The organism is Pantoea sp. USHLN298 (assembly GCF_037149395.1).
Classification (GTDB): domain Bacteria; phylum Pseudomonadota; class Gammaproteobacteria; order Enterobacterales; family Enterobacteriaceae; genus Pantoea; species Pantoea astica.
This window is the reverse complement of sequence record NZ_JBBCRO010000004.1, coordinates 126,250-145,274: the sequence shown is the minus strand read 5'-3', so window position 1 is coordinate 145,274 and position 19,025 is coordinate 126,250. Positions and strand designations below refer to the sequence as shown.

17 protein-coding genes are annotated in these 19,025 nt (G+C 57.3%); all 17 read left to right on the top strand.

Features of this window, described 5'->3' with window-relative positions; translation table 11 throughout:
- The 17 genes from ilvN (at position 1) to ftsZ (ending at position 18,970) form a co-directional block, all read left to right on the top strand.
- Positions 1-492, top strand: a complete 492-nt coding sequence (ilvN, locus tag WFK59_RS11720) for an acetolactate synthase small subunit (RefSeq protein ID WP_233985312.1) — start codon at positions 1-3, stop codon at positions 490-492.
- Positions 493-688: 196 nt separating this feature from the next.
- A complete protein-coding gene (cra, locus tag WFK59_RS11715) occupies positions 689-1,699 on the top strand; it encodes a catabolite repressor/activator (protein WP_233985311.1) in 1,011 nt (336 codons plus the stop codon).
- 496 nt (positions 1,700-2,195) lie between these two features.
- Positions 2,196-2,654, top strand: coding sequence for a division/cell wall cluster transcriptional repressor MraZ (mraZ, locus tag WFK59_RS11710; RefSeq protein WP_094119257.1), 459 nt, complete (start codon positions 2,196-2,198; stop codon positions 2,652-2,654).
- Between the two features lie 2 nt (positions 2,655-2,656).
- Complete coding sequence (rsmH, locus tag WFK59_RS11705; protein WP_233985310.1) at positions 2,657-3,598, top strand: 16S rRNA (cytosine(1402)-N(4))-methyltransferase RsmH; 942 nt, start codon at positions 2,657-2,659, stop codon at positions 3,596-3,598.
- Positions 3,595-3,915: a cell division protein FtsL gene (gene ftsL, locus WFK59_RS11700; protein WP_094119258.1), complete on the top strand. Its 321-nt coding sequence runs from the start codon at positions 3,595-3,597 to the stop codon at positions 3,913-3,915. The genes rsmH and ftsL overlap by 4 nt, the downstream gene beginning before the upstream one ends.
- A gap of 16 nt (positions 3,916-3,931) precedes the next feature.
- Positions 3,932-5,698, top strand: coding sequence for a peptidoglycan glycosyltransferase FtsI (locus WFK59_RS11695; RefSeq protein WP_094119259.1), 1,767 nt, complete (start codon positions 3,932-3,934; stop codon positions 5,696-5,698).
- Positions 5,685-7,172 (top strand): UDP-N-acetylmuramoyl-L-alanyl-D-glutamate--2,6-diaminopimelate ligase, encoded by a 1,488-nt coding sequence (murE, locus tag WFK59_RS11690; RefSeq protein ID WP_336755857.1) that lies wholly within the window; start codon positions 5,685-5,687, stop codon positions 7,170-7,172. Before WFK59_RS11695 ends, murE begins: the two co-directional genes overlap by 14 nt.
- Positions 7,169-8,527 carry a UDP-N-acetylmuramoyl-tripeptide--D-alanyl-D-alanine ligase gene (gene murF / locus WFK59_RS11685; protein WP_336755856.1) on the top strand — a complete coding sequence of 453 codons (1,359 nt, stop codon included), beginning with the start codon at positions 7,169-7,171 and terminating at the stop codon, positions 8,525-8,527. Before murE ends, murF begins: the two co-directional genes overlap by 4 nt.
- The gene (gene mraY, locus WFK59_RS11680) at positions 8,521-9,603 is read left to right on the top strand and encodes a phospho-N-acetylmuramoyl-pentapeptide-transferase (protein ID WP_094119262.1); all 1,083 of its coding nucleotides are present in this window, start codon (positions 8,521-8,523) and stop codon (positions 9,601-9,603) included. The genes murF and mraY overlap by 7 nt, the downstream gene beginning before the upstream one ends.
- A gap of 2 nt (positions 9,604-9,605) precedes the next feature.
- Positions 9,606-10,922, top strand: a complete 1,317-nt coding sequence (murD, locus tag WFK59_RS11675) for a UDP-N-acetylmuramoyl-L-alanine--D-glutamate ligase (protein WP_336755855.1) — start codon at positions 9,606-9,608, stop codon at positions 10,920-10,922.
- Positions 10,922-12,136, top strand: a complete 1,215-nt coding sequence (gene ftsW, locus WFK59_RS11670) for a cell division protein FtsW (protein ID WP_233985306.1) — start codon at positions 10,922-10,924, stop codon at positions 12,134-12,136. Before murD ends, ftsW begins: the two co-directional genes overlap by 1 nt.
- Positions 12,133-13,191 carry an undecaprenyldiphospho-muramoylpentapeptide beta-N-acetylglucosaminyltransferase gene (gene murG, locus WFK59_RS11665; RefSeq protein WP_336755854.1) on the top strand — a complete coding sequence of 353 codons (1,059 nt, stop codon included), beginning with the start codon at positions 12,133-12,135 and terminating at the stop codon, positions 13,189-13,191. Before ftsW ends, murG begins: the two co-directional genes overlap by 4 nt.
- A gap of 70 nt (positions 13,192-13,261) precedes the next feature.
- Positions 13,262-14,737: a UDP-N-acetylmuramate--L-alanine ligase gene (gene murC / locus WFK59_RS11660; protein WP_336755853.1), complete on the top strand. Its 1,476-nt coding sequence runs from the start codon at positions 13,262-13,264 to the stop codon at positions 14,735-14,737.
- On the top strand, positions 14,730-15,650 hold the full coding sequence (locus tag WFK59_RS11655; protein WP_336755852.1) for a D-alanine--D-alanine ligase: 921 nt from the start codon (positions 14,730-14,732) through the stop codon (positions 15,648-15,650). The genes murC and WFK59_RS11655 overlap by 8 nt, the downstream gene beginning before the upstream one ends.
- 1 nt (position 15,651) lies before the next feature.
- Positions 15,652-16,491 carry a cell division protein FtsQ gene (gene ftsQ, locus WFK59_RS11650; RefSeq protein ID WP_336755851.1) on the top strand — a complete coding sequence of 280 codons (840 nt, stop codon included), beginning with the start codon at positions 15,652-15,654 and terminating at the stop codon, positions 16,489-16,491.
- Entirely contained in the window at positions 16,488-17,744 is a 1,257-nt protein-coding gene (gene ftsA / locus WFK59_RS11645) for a cell division protein FtsA (RefSeq protein WP_003854739.1), read from the top strand. Before ftsQ ends, ftsA begins: the two co-directional genes overlap by 4 nt.
- Positions 17,745-17,815: 71 nt before the next feature.
- Entirely contained in the window at positions 17,816-18,970 is a 1,155-nt protein-coding gene (gene ftsZ, locus WFK59_RS11640) for a cell division protein FtsZ (RefSeq protein WP_009092127.1), read from the top strand.
- Positions 18,971-19,025: the final 55 nt, after the last annotated feature.

Here is a 19,025-nt window from a genome sequence, read left to right as displayed (position 1 = left end):
ATGCGTCGCATTTTATCGGTTCTGCTGGAGAACGAATCCGGCGCATTATCCCGCGTCGTCGGCCTGTTCTCACAGCGCGGATATAACATCGAAAGTCTGACCGTTGCGCCAACCGACGATCCGACCCTGTCGCGGATGACCATTCAGACGGTCGGCGATCAGAAGGTGCTGGAGCAGATTGAGAAGCAACTGCACAAGCTGGTAGACGTGCTGCGCGTCACCGAGCTGGGGCAGGGCGCTTACGTTGAACGCGAGATCATGCTGGTGAAGATTCAGGCCAGTGGCTACGGCCGGGAAGAGGTAAAGCGCAACGCGGAGATCTTCCGGGGTCAGATCATCGACGTGACGCCAACGCTGTACACGGTTCAGCTGGCGGGCACCAGTGACAAACTGGACGCTTTCCTGGCGACGGTGCGTGACGTGGCGGAAATTGTTGAAGTCGCACGCTCCGGTATCGTCGGCGTGTCACGCGGCGATCGCATCATGCGTTAATCACGCTACGTCATCACTCAGGATGTCTCTAACCCGGCGAAATGCCGGGTTTTTTTATTTTTTATGCGCCAGGCGGGTTACATTCAGAAAAGCGGTTGCTCCGCGCACTTTTCTGCTGTTAGATGATAACCATGAGTTGTCCATAGCTTAACTGCGGCTATTTTTGTCGTTCGAGCGGCCTTGATTGAGGGTTATCGTGAAACTGGATGAAATTGCGCGCCTGGCAGGCGTGTCGCGCACCACGGCCAGTTATGTCATTAATGGCAAAGCGCGGCAGTATCGTGTCAGCGACAAAACCGTTGAGAAAGTGATGGCGGTGGTGCGTGAGCACAATTACCACCCTAACGCGGTGGCGGCTGGCCTGCGTGCCGGGCGTACGCGATCCATTGGCTTAGTTATTCCCGATCTTGAGAATACCAGTTATACCCGCATCGCAAATTATCTTGAACGTCAGGCACGCCAGCGTGGCTATCAGCTGCTGATCGCCTGTTCGGAAGACCAGCCTGATAATGAGATGCGCTGCATTGAACATCTGCTCCAGCGGCAGGTTGATGCGATTATCGTCTCAACTTCGTTACCGCCAGAGCATCCGTTTTACCAGCGCTGGATCAACGATCCGCTACCGATTATCGCCTTAGACCGCGCGCTCGATCGTGAGCACTTCACCAGCGTGGTGGGCGCCGATCAGGATGACGCTTATATGCTGGCGGCGGAATTACGGCAGCTTGAGGTGAAGAATGTGCTGTTCCTCGGCGCATTGCCTGAGCTTTCGGTCAGTTTCCTGCGCGAGATGGGATTCCGCGAGGCGTGGAAAGAGGATACCCGTCCGATTGACTACATCTACTGCAACAGTTTTGAGCGCAGCGCAGCGGCCGCACTGTTCGAACAGTATCTTGAAGATCACCCGATGCCTGAAGCGCTGTTCACCACCTCGTTTGGTCTGCTGCAGGGCGTAATGGATGTCACGCTGAAACGTGACGGGCGGCTTCCCACCGAGCTGGCTATTGCCACTTTTGGCGACCACGAATTACTGGACTTTCTGGAGTGTCCGGTACTGGCGGTCGGGCAGCGTCACCGGGATGTGGCAGAGCGGGTACTGGAATTGGTTTTAGCGTCGTTAGACGAACCGAGAAAACCTAAACCGGGTTTAACCCGCATCCGGCGTAATTTATACCGCCGTGGACAATTAAGCCGGAAAGTTAAATGAGTCACGGGCAGTATTACTGCTGCCCACCGTTTTAAATTGCTGTTCTGACATCGACAAAAAAATCACTTGAGGTAAAAAAGCGTAAATTCTGCTCATTGAATCTAACAAATCAAAAAGCTTTATTTATATTATTTGTTTATATCTTCAACAAACCTTCTTCCCCGTCTTGCCTGAAGCCGCTGGGCTTCCTTTCGGAAATCCCCTAAAATGCCGCCGCCGTCTCAGAAACCACGATAAATATTTAGCGCTTTACATTGTTTCATTTTTAGCCATTTTTTTGCGCGCCGCTATTTTTATTCAGGTATTCATCGGTTTAATTTTTATTTTTCCCCCTTTTTTGAATATATCGACACCGGAGGCTAATTTTCCGGCCTGTAAAGAGTGATATTCAACTGCCGCTCCGGCTTGACAAGGATTTCATCGGGTCCTTAAACTCGTTTCGTGGTAAAAAGTGGGATAAAGTGGCGTAAATGGGTAACCAGGGGGTAAGGCTGACATGTTCCGTGGAGCAACGTTAGTCAATCTCGACAGTAAAGGGCGGCTCGCTGTACCAATGCGATATCGCGATTTACTGAACGGTGAGTCGCAGGGGCAGATGGTCTGTACCATCGACCTCCACCAGCCATGCCTGTTGCTTTATACCCTGCCCGAATGGGAAATCATTGAAAAAAAGCTTGCTCGCTTATCCAGTATGAACCCGCTTGAGCGCCGCGTGCAGCGCCTGTTGTTGGGGCATGCCAGTGAGTGTCAGATGGACAATGCAGGCCGCTTGTTGCTGGCGAATACGCTTCGTCAGCACGCCAAATTAACCAAAGAAGTGATGCTGGTTGGACAGTTCAACAAGTTTGAACTGTGGGATGAACAGACCTGGTATCAACAAGTCAGGGAAGATATTGACGCAGAACAGTCGGCTCAGGAACCTTTATCTGAGCGGTTGCAGGACTTGTCGCTATAGCTATGCAGGAAAATTTTAAACATACCACCGTGCTGTTAGATGAGGCGGTTAACGGCCTCAACATCAGGGAAGACGGCATCTACATCGACGGCACGTTTGGTCGTGGCGGTCACTCGCGCTTAATTCTTTCGCACCTTGGCGCGGAGGGGAAGCTGATCGCTATCGATCGTGACCCGCAAGCTATTGCCGCGGCCGCTGAGATCACCGACCCGCGTTTCTCAATTATTCATGGTCCTTTTTCCGCGCTGGCAGAGTACGTTTCTGAGCGTGAATTAGTCGGTAAAATTGACGGCATTTTGCTCGATCTGGGCGTCTCATCGCCGCAACTGGATGATGCCGAACGCGGCTTTTCCTTTATGCGCGATGGACCGCTGGATATGCGGATGGACCCGACGCGCGGCCATTCTGCCGCGGAATGGTTGCTCCACGCCGAAGAAGCGGACATCGCTTTCGTGCTGAAGACCTACGGTGAAGAACGTTTTGCTAAACGTATCGCCCGCGCCATTGTCGAGCGCAACCGCGAGCAGCCGATGACCCGGACCAGAGAACTGGCAGAGGTGATCGCCGCCGCTACGCCGATCAAAGATAAGTTCAAACATCCGGCGACGCGCAGTTTCCAGGCGATTCGCATCTGGATCAACAGTGAACTGGAAGAGATCGACATTGCGCTGAAAGGCGCGGTTGAGGTACTGGCGCCGCAGGGGCGGCTGTCGGTGATCAGCTTCCACTCGCTGGAAGATCGGCTGGTGAAGCGCTTTATGCGCGATCAGAGCCGCGGACCGCAAGTGCCAGCCGGATTACCCATGACCGAACAGCAGTTACGTGCGCTGGGCGGACGTGAACTGAAGTTGCTGGGCAAACTGTCGCCGGGCGACGCGGAAGTCGCTGAGAACCCACGCGCGCGCAGTTCGGTATTACGTATTGCGGAGAAGACCGACGCATGATCGGTAATGAGCGCCACAGCCTGCCCGCCGTAATTGGCGGGGATCTACTGCGAAAAGGCAAGATCCCGTTTCTGCTGCTGATCGCCGTGCTGGTTTCTGCGGTACTGGTGGTCACCACCACGCATAAAACGCGGTTGCTGACCGCACAGCGTGAGCAACTGGTGCTGGAGCGTGATGCGCTTGATATCGAGTGGCGCAACCTGATCCTGGAAGAGAACGCGCTGGGCGATCACAGCCGTGTTGAACGAATCGCAACCGAGAAGCTGCAATTGCAGCACGTTGATCCTTCACAAGAAAATATTGTGGTGCAGAAATAAGGACCTCAGATAGCGAATGAGCGGCGCAGGCAGAACGCTGAAGTTGAAGAAACCGGAAGATAAAGCCAGCTTTGTAAGCTGGCGTTTTGCGTTGCTGTGCGGCTGTATTTTGCTGGCGCTGGGAGGCTTACTGTCGCGTGTGGCCTGGCTGCAGGTTATTAACCCTGACAAGCTGGTGAAAGAGGGCGATCTGCGCTCGCTGCGCGTGCAGGCGGTGCCGACCTCGCGCGGCATGATCAGCGATCGCGCTGGCCGTCCGCTGGCGGTGAGCGTGCCGGTTAACGCCATCTGGGCCGATCCTAAAGAACTTCATGCCGGGGGTGGCGTGACGCTGGACAGCCGCTGGAAGGCGCTGTCAGATGCGCTCTCCATTCCTCTCGACCAGCTGGCCGCTCGAGTAAATGCTAACCCGAAAGGCCGCTTTGTCTATCTGGCGCGCCAGGTCAATCCGGCTATTGGCGAATATGTCAAAAAACTCAAGCTGCCCGGTATCCATCTGCGCGAAGAGTCGCGTCGCTACTATCCGGCCGGACAGGTCACGTCCCATCTGATTGGTTTTACCAACATCGACGGTCAGGGCATTGAAGGCGTTGAGAAAAGTTTCGATAAGTGGCTGACCGGCGCACCGGGCGAACGTACGGTGCGTAAAGATCGTTTTGGCCGGGTGATTGAAGATATCTCCTCGGTCGACAGTCGCGCCGCGCATAACCTGACGCTGAGTATTGATGAGCGCTTGCAGGCGCTGGTCTATCGCGAACTGAACAACGCGGTGGCCTTTAACAAAGCGGAATCGGGCACGGCAGTGCTGGTCGATGTGAATACCGGTGAAGTGCTGGCGATGGCCAACAGCCCGGCGTACAACCCGAACAACCTCAGCAACACGCCAAAAGATCTGATGCGTAACCGCGCCATCACCGACATCTTTGAACCTGGCTCTACCGTCAAGCCCATGGTGGTAATGACCGCACTGCAACGCGGCGTGGTGAAAGAGAACAGCGTACTGAATACCGTGCCGTACCGCATTAATGGTCATGAGATCAAAGATGTGGCGCGCTACAGCGAACTGACCCTGACAGGGGTCTTACAGAAGTCGAGTAACGTCGGGGTTTCACGTCTGGCGTTAGCGATGCCATCCTCAGCGCTGGTAGATACTTACGCGCGCTTTGGACTGGGCAAACCGACCAATTTGGGGCTGGTCGGGGAAAGCAGTGGCTTATACCCTCAAAAACAACGGTGGTCTGACATAGAGAGGGCCACCTTCTCTTTCGGCTACGGGCTAATGGTAACGCCGTTACAGTTAGCGCGAGTCTACGCAACCATTGGCAGCTATGGCATTAATCGCCCGCTGTCGATTACCAAAGTCGATCCGCCGGTCGCGGGACAACGCGTTTTCGATGAGTCACTGGTTAAAACCGTGATGCATATGATGGAAAGCGTGGCGCTGCCCGGTGGCGGTGGTGTTAAAGCGGCGATTAAAGGCTATCGCATCGCGATCAAAACCGGTACGGCGAAAAAGGTCGGGCCGGATGGACGCTACGTCAATAAATACATTGCTTATACCGCAGGTGTCGCGCCTGCCAGTCATCCTCGATTCGCGCTGGTGGTGGTGATCAACGATCCCCAGGCCGGCAAGTATTACGGTGGTGCGGTCTCTGCGCCGGTGTTTGGTGCCATCATGGGCGGCGTATTACGCACCATGAACATCGAGCCGGATGCGTTACCGACCAATGACAAGAACGAGTTGGTGACTAACAGAAGTGAGGAATCAAGTGACAGATCGTAACCTGCGCGACTTACTCAGCCCCTGGGTGCCAGGCGCGCCGGCGCGTCCACTGCGTGACATGACACTGGATAGCCGTATTGCGGCATCCGGCGATCTGTTTGTCGCTGTTGCAGGCCATCAGGCCGATGGACGCCGTTTCATTCCGCAGGCGATTGCACAGGGCGTAGCCGCCGTGATCGCGGAAGCGGAAGGAGAGGCGGCCGACGGCGAAATCCGTGAAATGCACGGCGTACCGGTTATCTATCTGACGCAGCTGCATCAGCGTCTTTCGGCACTGGCTGGCCGTTTTTACCAGCAGCCGGGTGAAAAACAGACGCTGATTGGCGTCACCGGCACCAACGGTAAAACCACTACTACCCAGCTGCTGGCGCAGTGGGCCAGCCTGCTGGGCGAAACCAGTGCGGTCATGGGAACAGTAGGTAACGGATTGATCGGTCAGCTTATCCCGGCTGAAAACACCACCGGCTCGGCGGTCGATGTGCAGCATCTGCTGCACGATCTGGCAGAACAGGGGGCTACGCTGACTGCGATGGAGGTCTCGTCGCACGGGCTGGTGCAGCATCGTGTGGCGGCGCTGCCGTTTGCAGCCGCTGTGTTTACCAATCTCAGCCGCGATCACCTCGATTACCACGGTGATATGCAGCGTTATGAGTCCGCTAAATGGCTGCTGTTCTCTGAGCATCAGGTCGGACAGGCGATTCTGAACGCCGATGATGAAGTCGGCCGTCGCTGGCTGGCAAATCTGCCTGATGCGGTCGCCGTAACGATGGAAAATAATTTACAGCCTGGCTGTCACGGTCGCTGGCTGAAAGCCGACGCGGTGCAGTATCACGATAACGGCGCGCATATCCGTTTCAGCTCCAGCTGGGGCGAAGGCGAAATCGACAGCCGTCTGATGGGCGCGTTCAACGTCAGCAATTTACTGCTGGCGCTGGCGACGCTGCTGGCGCTCGACTATCCGCTTGATGCGCTGATCAACACCGCACCGCAGTTACAGCCGGTCAATGGCCGGATGGAAGTGTTCAGCGCTGCCGGCAAACCAACGGTGGTGGTGGATTATGCCCATACGCCGGATGCGCTGGAAAAAGTGCTGGAAGCGGCACGGCTGCACTGCAAAGGTCAGCTGTGGTGCCTGTTTGGCTGCGGCGGCGATCGCGACAAAGGCAAACGTCCATTGATGGGGGCCATCGCTGAGCAGTTCGCCGATCGGGTGGTGATCACCGACGACAATCCACGCAGTGAAGATCCGCAGGCAATTGTGCAGGACATTCTGACCGGCTTGCTGGACCCAGGCCGTGCCCGCGTCGTTGCGGGCCGCGCGCAGGCGGTCACCAGCACCATTATGCAGGCGAAGCCGGAAGATATTGTGCTGGTGGCGGGTAAAGGTCACGAAGATTACCAGATCATCGGCAATCGCCGGCTGGACTACTCCGATCGCGCCACGGTAGCGGCGCTGCTGGGAGGCGCGGCATGATTCCGGTCTCCTTACATACGCTCGCGGAAATCACCGGCGGCACGCTGTATGGCAGTGATTTAACCGTAACTGACGTCACCACCGACACCCGCAAGGTGACGGCGGGCAGCCTGTTTATCGCGATTGTGGGTGAGCGTTTCGATGCCCATGACTTCGTCGGCGACGCGATTGCTAACGGCGCGCAGGCATTGCTGGTGAGTAAGCATTTACCCGTCGCGGTCCCTCAGGTGGTGGTTGCCGACACCCGACTCGGTTTTGGCAAGCTGGCGGCCTGGGTTCGTCAGCAGTCGACCGCCCGCGTGGTGGCACTGACCGGTTCATCCGGTAAAACCTCGGTTAAAGAGATGACCGCGTCGATCCTGCGTCAGTGTGGTGAAACGCTCTATACCGCCGGTAACCTGAATAACGATTTTGGTGTTCCGATGACGCTGCTGCGTCTGACGACAGACCATGAGTATGCGGTGATTGAGCTGGGTGCCAATCATCAGGGCGAAATCGCCTACACCACCGATCTGGTGCGGCCGGAAAGTGCGCTGGTGAATAACCTGGCGGCGGCGCATCTGGAAGGCTTTGGTTCGCTGGCCGGTGTCGCCAAAGCTAAAGGCGAGATTTTTATGGGCTTGCCCGCCAACGGCACGGCAATCCTCAACGCGGATAGCAACGACTGGCCGAACTGGCAGGCACATCTGCAGGGCCAGACGGTCTGGCGCTTCTCGCCTGACGCGGCGGGATGTGACTTCGCTGCCCGCGACATCACCATTGCGCAGGATGGCACCCATTTTGTGATGGTCACGCCGCGCGGTGAAGTGGCGATTACGCTGCCGCTACCGGGACGGCATAACATTGCCAACGCGCTGGCCGCCGCGGCCCTGGCGCTGTCGGTTGATGCGCCGCTGAGCGCGGTCCAGCAGGGTCTGAAAACCTTGCAGTCGGTACCGGGGCGTTTATTCCCGATACGCTTAAATGCGCACCAGCTGCTGCTGGATGACAGCTATAACGCCAACGTCGGATCGATGACCGCCGCGGCCCAGGTGTTGTCAGAAATGCCGGGTTACCGGGTGATGGTGACCGGCGATATGGCGGAACTGGGTGATGAGAGCGAGCAGTGTCACCGTGAAGTCGGACTGGCGGCGCGTGCCGTGGGTATCGATCGGGTACTGAGCGTGGGTAGCGTGAGTCAATTGATCAGCGAGAGCAGTGGTGCTGGTGAACATTTCAGCGATAAAACTGCGCTGACTGAACGTTTGCGTCAGCTGTTGTCCGAACACAAAGAAATGACTGTCTTGATTAAGGGTTCGCGTAGTGCCGCCATGGAGCAGGTAGTACAGAGCTTACAGGAGAAAGGAACATGTTAGTTTGGCTGGCCGAGCATCTGGTCGCTTTTTATTCCGGCTTTAACGTCTTTTCCTATCTGACGTTTCGCGCCATTGTCAGCCTGCTGACCGCGTTATTTATCTCGCTGTGGATGGGACCGCGCCTGATTGCCTGGCTGCAAAAATTGCAGATTGGCCAGGTGGTGCGTAACGATGGCCCGGAATCGCACTTCAGTAAGCGCGGTACGCCGACCATGGGCGGCATCATGATCCTCACCTCTATTACCATCTCGGTGCTGATGTGGGCTTACCCGTCTAACCCGTATGTCTGGTGCGTGCTGGTGGTTCTGATCGGATTCGGCATCATCGGTTTTGTTGACGACTACCGCAAGGTGGTGCGCAAAGACACCAAAGGCCTGATCGCCCGCTGGAAATATTTCTGGATGTCGGTGATTTCGCTGGGCGTTGCGTTTGCGCTTTATGTGGCGGGAAAAGATACGCCCGCCACGCAGCTGGTGGTGCCGTTTTTCAAAGACATCATGCCGCAGCTTGGTCTGTTCTATGTGGTGCTGGCCTACTTTGTGATTGTCGGTACCGGCAACGCCGTCAATCTCACCGATGGCCTTGATGGGCTGGCGATTATGCCGACGGTATTTGTCGCGGCGGGCTTCGCGCTGGTCGCCTGGGCAACCGGTAACGTGAAGTTTGCTGAGTACCTGCACATTCCTTATCTGCGTCATGCCGGTGAGCTGGTGATCGTCTGTACCGCCATCGTCGGGGCAGGGCTGGGGTTCCTGTGGTTCAACACCTATCCAGCCCAGGTCTTTATGGGCGATGTGGGATCGCTGGCGTTAGGCGGCGCGCTGGGCACCATTGCGGTGTTGCTGCGTCAGGAGTTTTTACTGGTGATCATGGGCGGCGTATTTGTGGTTGAAACGCTGTCGGTGATCCTGCAGGTGGGATCGTTTAAGTTGCGCGGCCAGCGTATTTTCCGCATGGCGCCGATCCATCACCACTATGAACTGAAGGGCTGGCCGGAACCGCGCGTCATTGTGCGCTTCTGGATTATTTCGCTAATGCTGGTGCTGATTGGCCTGGCCACGCTGAAGGTGCGTTAATCATGGCTGACTATCGGGGTAGAAAAGTCGTCATCATCGGGTTAGGCCTCACCGGTCTCTCCTGTGTTGATTTCTTTTTAGCGCAGGGCGTAACGCCTCGCGTGATGGACACCCGTGTGTCGCCGCCGGGGCTGGAGAAATTACCAGCGCAGGTGGAACGCCATCTGGGCGGCATTAATGCTGACTGGCTGCTGGATGCTGACCTGATTGTCGCCAGCCCGGGCGTCGCGCTGGCGCATCCGATTCTCAGCGAGGCGGTCGACGCCGGGATTGAAATCGTCGGTGATATCGAGCTGTTCTGCCGTGAAGCGCAGGCACCGATTGTGGCGATTACCGGCTCCAACGGCAAAAGCACCGTCACCACGCTGGTCGGCGAGATGGCGAAAGCCGCTGGCTGGCAGGTGGGCGTAGGCGGGAATATTGGTCTGCCGGCGCTGAGCCTGCTGCAATCGCCGGCGCAACTCTATGTGCTGGAGCTCTCCAGCTTCCAGCTTGAGACTACCCACAGCCTGAAAGCGGCGGCGGCGACCGTGCTTAACGTCACCGAAGATCACATGGATCGCTATCCGCTCGGTATGCAGCAGTATCGCGCCGCCAAGCTGCGCATCTATGAAAATGCGCAGGTCTGTGTGGTCAATGCCGATGATGCCCTGACCATGCCGGTTCGTGGCGCGGATGCGCGCTGCATCAGCTTTGGTATCGACTTTGGTGACTATCACCTCAACAAGCAGCAGGGCAGCGTCTGGCTGCGGGTGAAGGGCGAGAAGGTGCTGAACACCGCTGAAATGAAGCTGGTGGGGCAACACAACTATACCAATGCGCTGGCTGCACTGGCGCTGGCCGATGCGGTCGGCCTGCCACGCGCCTCCAGCCTGGCGGCGCTCACCAGCTTCAACGGTCTGGCGCATCGCTTCCAGCTGGTACATGAACATCAGGGCGTGCGCTGGATCAATGACTCCAAAGCCACCAATGTCGGCAGCACTGAAGCCGCGCTGAATGGCCTGCAGGTCAGCGGCACCTTATGGCTGCTGCTGGGCGGCGACGGCAAATCAGCCGATTTCTCCCCGCTGGCGCCTTATCTGCAGGGCGATAATCTGCGGATCTACTGCTTTGGCCGTGATGGCGATGCGCTGGCCGCGCTGCGTCCGGAGATTGCCGTACGCACCGAAACGCTGCGTGAGGCGATGGAGCAGATCGCCCCGCAGGTGAAGTCAGGCGACATGGTGCTGTTGTCACCGGCCTGCGCCAGTCTCGATCAGTTCCGTAATTTTGAGCAGCGTGGCGAACAGTTCGCGCAACTGGTGAAGGAGCTGAGCTGATGCGTATTCCTGGCGCCGGACTGGCGCGTTTCTTCTCAGGCCGCCTGCAGGATTGGGTGATGGGGGCGCGCGAAAGCGATGACACCTCGCTGGTACTGTATGACCGCACGCTGCTGTGGCTGACGCTCGGCCTGGCGGTAATTGGTTTTGTGATGGTGACTTCCGCCTCAATGCCGGTGGGTCAGCGTCTTAATGACGATCCGTTTTACTTCGCTAAGCGTGATGCGTTTTATATCGCGCTGGCAATCGGCATGGCGCTGGTGACGCTGCGGGTGCCGATGGATTTCTGGCAGCGCTACAGCAACGTCATGCTGATGGCCTCGGTGGCGATGCTGCTGATTGTACTGGTAGTGGGTAGCTCGGTTAACGGCGCGTCGCGCTGGATCGCGCTCGGACCGCTGCGTATTCAGCCAGCAGAACTCTCCAAGTTAACCCTGTTCTGCTATCTCGCCAGCTATCTGGTGCGCAAAGTGGAAGAGGTGCGTAACAACTTCTGGGGCTTCTGTAAGCCGATGGGCGTGATGGTGGTGCTGGCAGTGCTGCTGCTGGCGCAGCCGGACCTCGGTACCGTGGTGGTGCTGTTCGTGACCACACTGGCGATGCTGTTCCTGGCGGGGGCCAAGCTGTGGCAGTTCCTGGCGATTATCGGCTCCGGCATCTTTGCTGTGGTGCTGTTGATCATCGCGGAACCGTACCGTATGCGCCGCGTCACCTCCTTCTGGAACCCGTGGGAAGATCCGTTTGGCAGCGGCTACCAGCTGACTCAGTCGCTGATGGCGTTTGGTCGCGGTGAATTCTGGGGCCAGGGGCTGGGTAACTCGGTGCAGAAACTGGAATATCTGCCGGAGGCACACACCGACTTTATTTTCTCGATTATCGGTGAAGAACTCGGCTACATCGGTGTGGTTATGGCGCTGTTAATGGTATTCTTCGTCGCTTTTCGTGCGATGTCGATTGGCCGCCGTGCCCTGGAGCTTGATCAGCGTTTTTCCGGCTTTCTGGCCTGTTCAATCGGTGTCTGGTTTAGCTTCCAGGCGCTGGTCAACGTCGGCGCGGCAGCCGGTATGTTACCGACCAAAGGTCTGACGCTGCCACTGATCAGTTATGGCGGGTCGAGTCTGATTATCATGTCGACCGCCATCGTCTTTTTGTTACGCATAGATTATGAAACGCGACTGGCAAAAGCACAGGCGTTTACCCGAGGTGGTCGATGAGCAGTAAGCGATTGATGGTGATGGCGGGCGGAACCGGTGGGCATGTCTTTCCCGGTCTGGCTGTCGCCCATCATCTGATGGAACAGGGCTGGCAGGTCCGCTGGTTAGGCACCGCCGACCGTATGGAAGCGGATTTAGTGCCAAAGCACGGCATCGACATCGATTTTATCCGCATCAGCGGACTGCGTGGCAAAGGCTTTAAGGCGTTACTGCTGGCCCCGCTGCGCATCTTTAACGCCTGGCGTCAGGCGCGACGCATCATGAAAGCCTGGCAACCGGATGTGGTGTTAGGAATGGGCGGCTATGTTTCCGGACCCGGCGGTTTAGCGGCCTGGAGCTGTGGCATCCCGGTGGTGCTGCATGAGCAGAACGGCATTGCCGGCCTGACCAACAAGTGGCTGGCGAAGATCGCCACCAAAGTGCTGCAGGCGTTTCCCGGTGCCTTTCCCCGAGCTGATGTGGTCGGCAATCCGGTGCGTACCGATGTGCTGGCTCTGCCGCTGCCGGCTGAGCGTCTGGCCGGTCGCACGGGTCCGATCCGGGTACTGGTGATTGGCGGCAGTCAGGGCGCGCGGGTACTCAACCAGACACTGCCGCAGGTTGCTGCGGAGCTGGGCGAGGCGATCACGCTGTGGCACCAGACCGGTAAGGGCGGCTTGCAGGTGGTGGAAAAAGCCTATCAGCAGGCGGGTCAGCCCCAGCACAAGGTCACCGAGTTTATTGATGATATGGCCGCCGCCTATGCCTGGGCTGATGTGGTGGTCTGTCGCTCCGGTGCCTTAACGGTGAGCGAAGTCGCCGCCGCAGGATTACCCGCGATTTTCGTGCCGTTTCAGCACAAAGATCGCCAGCAGTACTGGAACGCGCTGCCGCTGGAAAAAGCCGGCGCGGCCCGAATTTTTGAGCAGCCGCAGTTTACGGCGGAGGCGGTTGCGGATCTGCTGCGCCACTGGGATCGCCCGACGTTACTGACGATGGCTGAACAGGCCCGTCAGGTTGCGATTCCCGATGCGACCGATCGGGTCGCGCAGGAAGTGGCTCGCGCCGCAAAGTAATCATTCCGGTCAGCGCGTCTGACCCGTGCTCGGGTTGAGCACAAACTGAAAGAGCAGGTAATTGAGAGCGATGAATACACAACAATTGGCAAAACTGCGAACTATCGTGCCCGAGATGCGTCGCGTCCGGCACATCCACTTTGTCGGCATCGGCGGTGCAGGCATGGGCGGTATTGCCGAAGTGTTAGCAAATGAAGGCTACCATATCAGTGGTTCAGATCTGGCCCCTAACCCGGTGACCCAGAACCTGATTGCGCTGGGTGCCACCATTTATTTCAACCATCGCCCTGAAAATGTCACCGACGCCAGTGTGGTGGTGGTCTCCAGCGCCGTTGCGCAGGACAACCCTGAGCTGGTGGCGGCGCGCGAGCAGCGTATCCCGGTGATCCGCCGGGCCGAAATGCTGGCCGAGCTGATGCGTTTCCGTCATGGCATTGCCGTTGCCGGCACCCACGGCAAAACCACTACCACGGCGATGGTATCGAGTATTTATGCAGAGGGCGGCCTCGATCCGACCTTTGTTAACGGCGGCCTGGTAAAAGCCGCAGGCACTCATGCACGTCTGGGCAGCAGCCGTTATCTGATTGCGGAAGCGGATGAGAGCGATGCGTCGTTCCTGCATCTGCAGCCGATGGTGGCGATTGTCACCAACATCGAAGCCGACCATATGGATACCTATCAGGGTGACTTCGAGAATCTGAAGCAGACGTTTATTAACTTCCTGCACAACCTGCCGTTTTACGGCCGTGCCGTGATGTGTGTGGATGATGTGGTGATCCGCGACCTGATCCCGCGAGTGGGGCGTCAAATTACCACTTACGGTTTCAGCGATGACGCCGACTTCCGCATTGAAAATTACCATCAGCGCGGCTCGCAGGGGCACTTTACCCTGGTGCGTCAGGACAAACCGCTGCTGCAGATAACCCTGAATGCGCCGGGTCGTCATAACGCGCTGAACGCGGCGGCAGCAGTGGCCGTAGCCAGCGAAGAGGGCATTGAGGACAACGCAATTCTGGCTGCGCTGGAGAGTTTCCAGGGCACCGGTCGCCGGTTTGATCTGCTGGGTGAATTTCCGACAGAACCGGTTAACGGTCAGACTGGCAGTGCGATGCTGGTTGACGACTATGGCCATCATCCGACCGAAGTGGACGCAACGATCAAAGCGGCGCGCGCCGGCTGGCCGGATAAAAAGCTGGTGATGGTGTTTCAGCCACATCGCTACACCCGTACCCGCGATCTGTTTGATGACTTCGCGAACGTGCTGTCGCAGGTCGATGTGCTGCTGATGCTGGATGTCTATTCGGCGGGTGAAACGGCGATTCCAGGCGCGGACAGCCGCTCGCTGTGCCGCGCGGTTCGCAATCGCGGCAAAGTGGATCCGATTCTGGTGCCGGAACATGACGCACTGCCGGAAATGCTGGCGCCACTGCTCTCTGGCAACGATCTGATTCTGGTGCAGGGTGCCGGCAACGTCGGCAAGGTCGCCCGCAAGCTGGCGGACTGCAAACTGCAGCCGGAACGCAAAGCGGAGGACCGTCATGGCTGACAAAGTCGCCGTATTGATGGGCGGTTCATCCGCCGAGCGCGAGGTTTCACTGATGTCGGGTCAGGCTGTACTGGCCGGACTGCGTGAAAGCGGTATTGATGCGCACGCCGTCGACACCCGCGACGTGTCAGTGCTGACACTTAAAGAGCTGGGCTTTACCAAAGCCTTTATCGCCCTGCATGGCCGCGGCGGTGAAGATGGCACGCTGCAGGCGGTGCTGGAGTTCCTGCAACTGCCCTATACCGGCAGCGGCGTGATGGCATCCGCAGTGACCATGGACAAGCTCCGCACCAAACTGCTGTGGCAGGGACGCGGCTTGCCGTCGGGTCAGTTTGTCTGGCTCACGCGCAAGCAGTTCGATGCCGGACTGGATACCGCGACCGATACCGCCATCGCGGCGCTGGGTCTGCCCTTATTCGTCAAGCCCGCCTGTGAAGGCTCCAGCGTCGGGATCAGCCGGGTCAACACACTGAGTGATTTGCCTGACGCGCTGGCGACGGCGTTTCAACACGACGATAACGTGCTGGTTGAAGCGTTTCTCAGCGGTGCGGAGTACACGGTGGCGATTGTCGGCGATCGCATTCTGCCGTCGATTGAAATAAAGAGCGCCAGCGAGTTCTATGACTATGAAGCAAAATATATTTCTGACGATACTCAGTACGTCTGTCCGGCCGATCTGAGCCCGGCGCGTGAAGCGGAATTGCAGCAGCTGGTGCTGGCAGCCTGGCATGCGCTGGGTTGTCGCGGCTGGGGCAGGGTGGATGTGATGGCCGACGGTGCAGGCAACTTCCAGTTGCTGGAAGCTAATACCTCACCGGGAATGACCAGCCACAGCCTGGTGCCGATGGCAGCGAAACAGGCCGGAATGAGCTTCGCGCAGCTGGTTGCCCATATTCTGGAGTTGGCCGACTGATATGTCACAGGCGGCGATGAGAGTTCGAAACCGTGAACCGCAGGAGCGTATACGCTCCGGGCGCAGTAACGGAGCCCGACTGTTCGGCATCGTTTTTTTGCTGATCGTAATCGGGATTATGATTTCTGGCGGGCTGGTGGTGCTGAAGTGGATGAACGATGCATCGCGGCTGCCGTTGTCGAAACTGGTGGTGACGGGACAAACCCATTACACCACCCACGATGACATCCGCCAGGCGATTTTGTCACTTGGCGCGCCGGGCACCTTTATGTCGCAGGATGTGGATATTCTGCAGCAGCAGATTGAGCGGCTGCCGTGGATCAAGCAGGTCAGCGTGCGTAAACAGTGGCCGGACGAACTGAAGATACATCTGGTGGAGTATACGCCGGTGGCGCGCTGGAACGATCTGCACATGGTAGACGCGGATGGCGTCTCCTTCAGCGTGCCGGCCAACCATATCGGCAAGGAGACTCTGCCGATGCTGTATGGGCCGGAAGGCAGCGAGAAAGAGGTGCTGGCGGGTTTTCACAGCATGGACGATGTCCTGAAGGCGAGAAAGTTTACCCTGAAGGTCGCGTCGATGACGGCCCGGCGTTCATGGCAGCTGGTCACCAGCGACGATGTACGCATTGAACTGGGGCGCAGCGACACCATGAAGCGCCTGAACCGCTTTATTGAGCTCTACCCGGTGCTGCAACAGCAAGGTCAGAACGAGAGCAAACGTATCAGCTACGTGGATTTACGATACGACTCGGGCGCCTCTGTTGGCTGGACGCCGGTCGTGATGGAGCCACAGGACAGTAATCAGCAACAGAACCAGGCACAGGCTAAACAACAATGATCAAGGCAACGGACAGAAAACTGGTAGTTGGACTCGAAATTGGCACCGCGAAGGTTGCCGCCCTGGTTGGGGAAATTCTGCCCGATGGTATGGTCAACATTATTGGGGTGGGCAGCTGCCCGTCCCGCGGTATGGATAAAGGTGGCGTGAATGACCTTGAGTCGGTGGTGAAATGCGTTCAGCGCGCCATCGATCAGGCTGAGCTGATGGCGGACTGCCAGATTTCCTCCGTCTACCTTGCGTTATCGGGCAAACATATTAGTTGTCAGAACGAAATCGGGATGGTTCCGATTTCCGAAGAGGAAGTGACTCAGGATGATGTGGAGAACGTAGTGCATACCGCTAAGTCGGTGCGTGTGCGTGACGAGCATCGCATCCTGCATGTTATTCCTCAGGAATACGCCATCGATTATCAGGAAGGGATCAAAAACCCGGTCGGACTGTCCGGCGTGCGCATGCAGGCAAAAGTGCACCTGATCACCTGCCACAACGATATGGCGAAAAATATTGTAAAAGCCGTTGAACGTTGTGGCCTGAAAGTTGACCAACTGATTTTTGCCGGCCTGGCGTCCAGTTTTGCGGTCCTGACCGAAGACGAACGTGAGCTGGGTGTCTGTGTTGTCGACATCGGTGGCGGTACAATGGACATTGCCGTATATACCGGCGGCGCTTTACGGCACACTAAGGTTATTCCTTATGCAGGCAACGTGGTCACCAGCGACATCGCCTATGCCTTCGGCACACCGCCGACCGATGCAGAAGCGATCAAAGTGCGTCACGGTTGCGCGCTGGGATCGATTGTCGGTAAAGATGAGAACGTTGAGGTGCCGAGCGTCGGTGGACGTCCACCGCGCAGCCTGCAACGTCAGACGCTGGCTGAAGTGATTGAGCCGCGTTATACCGAGCTTTTGAATCTGGTCAATGACGAGATTCTGCAGTTACAGGAACAACTGCGTCAGCAGGGCGTGAAGCACCACCTGGCCGCGGGCATAGTCCTGACCGGCGGTGCGGCCCAAATTGAAGGACTGGCGGCCTGTGCGCAACGCGTATTCCATACGCAGGTGCGCATTGGACAACCGCTGAATATTACCGGCTTAACTGACTATGCGCAGGAGTCATACTACTCCACCGCGGTGGGACTGTTGCATTACGGCAAAGAGTCGCACATGAACGGCGATGCCGAGACCGAAAAACGGGTCTCTGTAGGCAACTGGTTCAAGCGCATCAATAGTTGGTTGAAAAAAGAGTTTTAATTTTTGTGAAAGGGGATCATGCTGTTTTCTTTAGTGATCTCCAGGCGACAGGCACATAACGGAGAGAAATCATGTTTGAACCTATGGAATTAACCAATGACGCGGTGATTAAAGTCATCGGCGTCGGCGGTGGCGGCGGTAACGCCGTAGAGCACATGGTACGCGAGCGTATCGAAGGTGTAGAATTCTTCGCTGTGAATACCGACGCGCAAGCGCTGCGTAAAACAGCTGTCGGCCAGACGATTCAGATCGGTAATAACATTACCAAAGGTCTGGGTGCGGGTGCGAACCCGGAAGTCGGCCGTAACTCTGCAGAAGAAGATCGCGAAGCACTGCGTTCTGCGCTGGAAGGGGCAGACATGGTGTTTATCGCAGCGGGCATGGGCGGCGGTACCGGTACCGGTGCAGCACCTGTGGTGGCGGAAGTGGCGAAGGATCTCGGTATCCTGACCGTTGCTGTTGTCACCAAGCCGTTCAACTTCGAAGGCAAAAAGCGCATGGCGTTTGCCGAGCAGGGGATCGCGGAACTCTCTAAGCATGTCGATTCACTGATTACTATTCCAAACGACAAGCTGCTGAAAGTTCTGGGTCGTGGTATCTCTCTGCTGGATGCTTTTGGCGCGGCTAACGACGTGCTGAAAGGTGCGGTTCAGGGTATTGCCGAACTGATTACCCGTCCGGGTCTGATGAACGTCGACTTCGCTGACGTGCGCACCGTGATGTCCGAAATGGGCTACGCGATGATGGGTTCAGGCGTTGCCTGTGGCGAAGACCGTGCGGAAGAAGCGGCTGAAATGGCGATCTCCAGCCCACTGCTGGAAGATATCGACCTCTCTGGCGCGCGCGGTGTGCTGGTCAACATTACGGCTGGTTTCGACCTGCGTCTGGATGAGTTCGAAACCGTGGGTAACACTATCCGCGCCTTCGCTTCTGACAACGCGACCGTTGTAATCGGTACCTCACTCGATCCGGAAATGAACGACGAACTGCGCGTCACCGTGGTGGCAACCGGTATCGGCATGGACAAACGTCCAGAAATTACGCTGGTGACTAACAAGCCTGCCAGCCAGCCAGTGATGGATCATCGCTATCAGCAGCACGGTATGTCACCGCTGCCGCAGGAGCAGAAACCGGCGGCCAAAGTGGTTAACGACCAGGCTGCGCAATCGAACAAAGAGCCAGACTACCTTGATATTCCGGCATTTTTGCGTAAGCAGGCCGACTAGGATTAACCCTATAATTGGGTTTCTCCGCTCTTTGTGCTAAAGTGTCTGCCCGCTG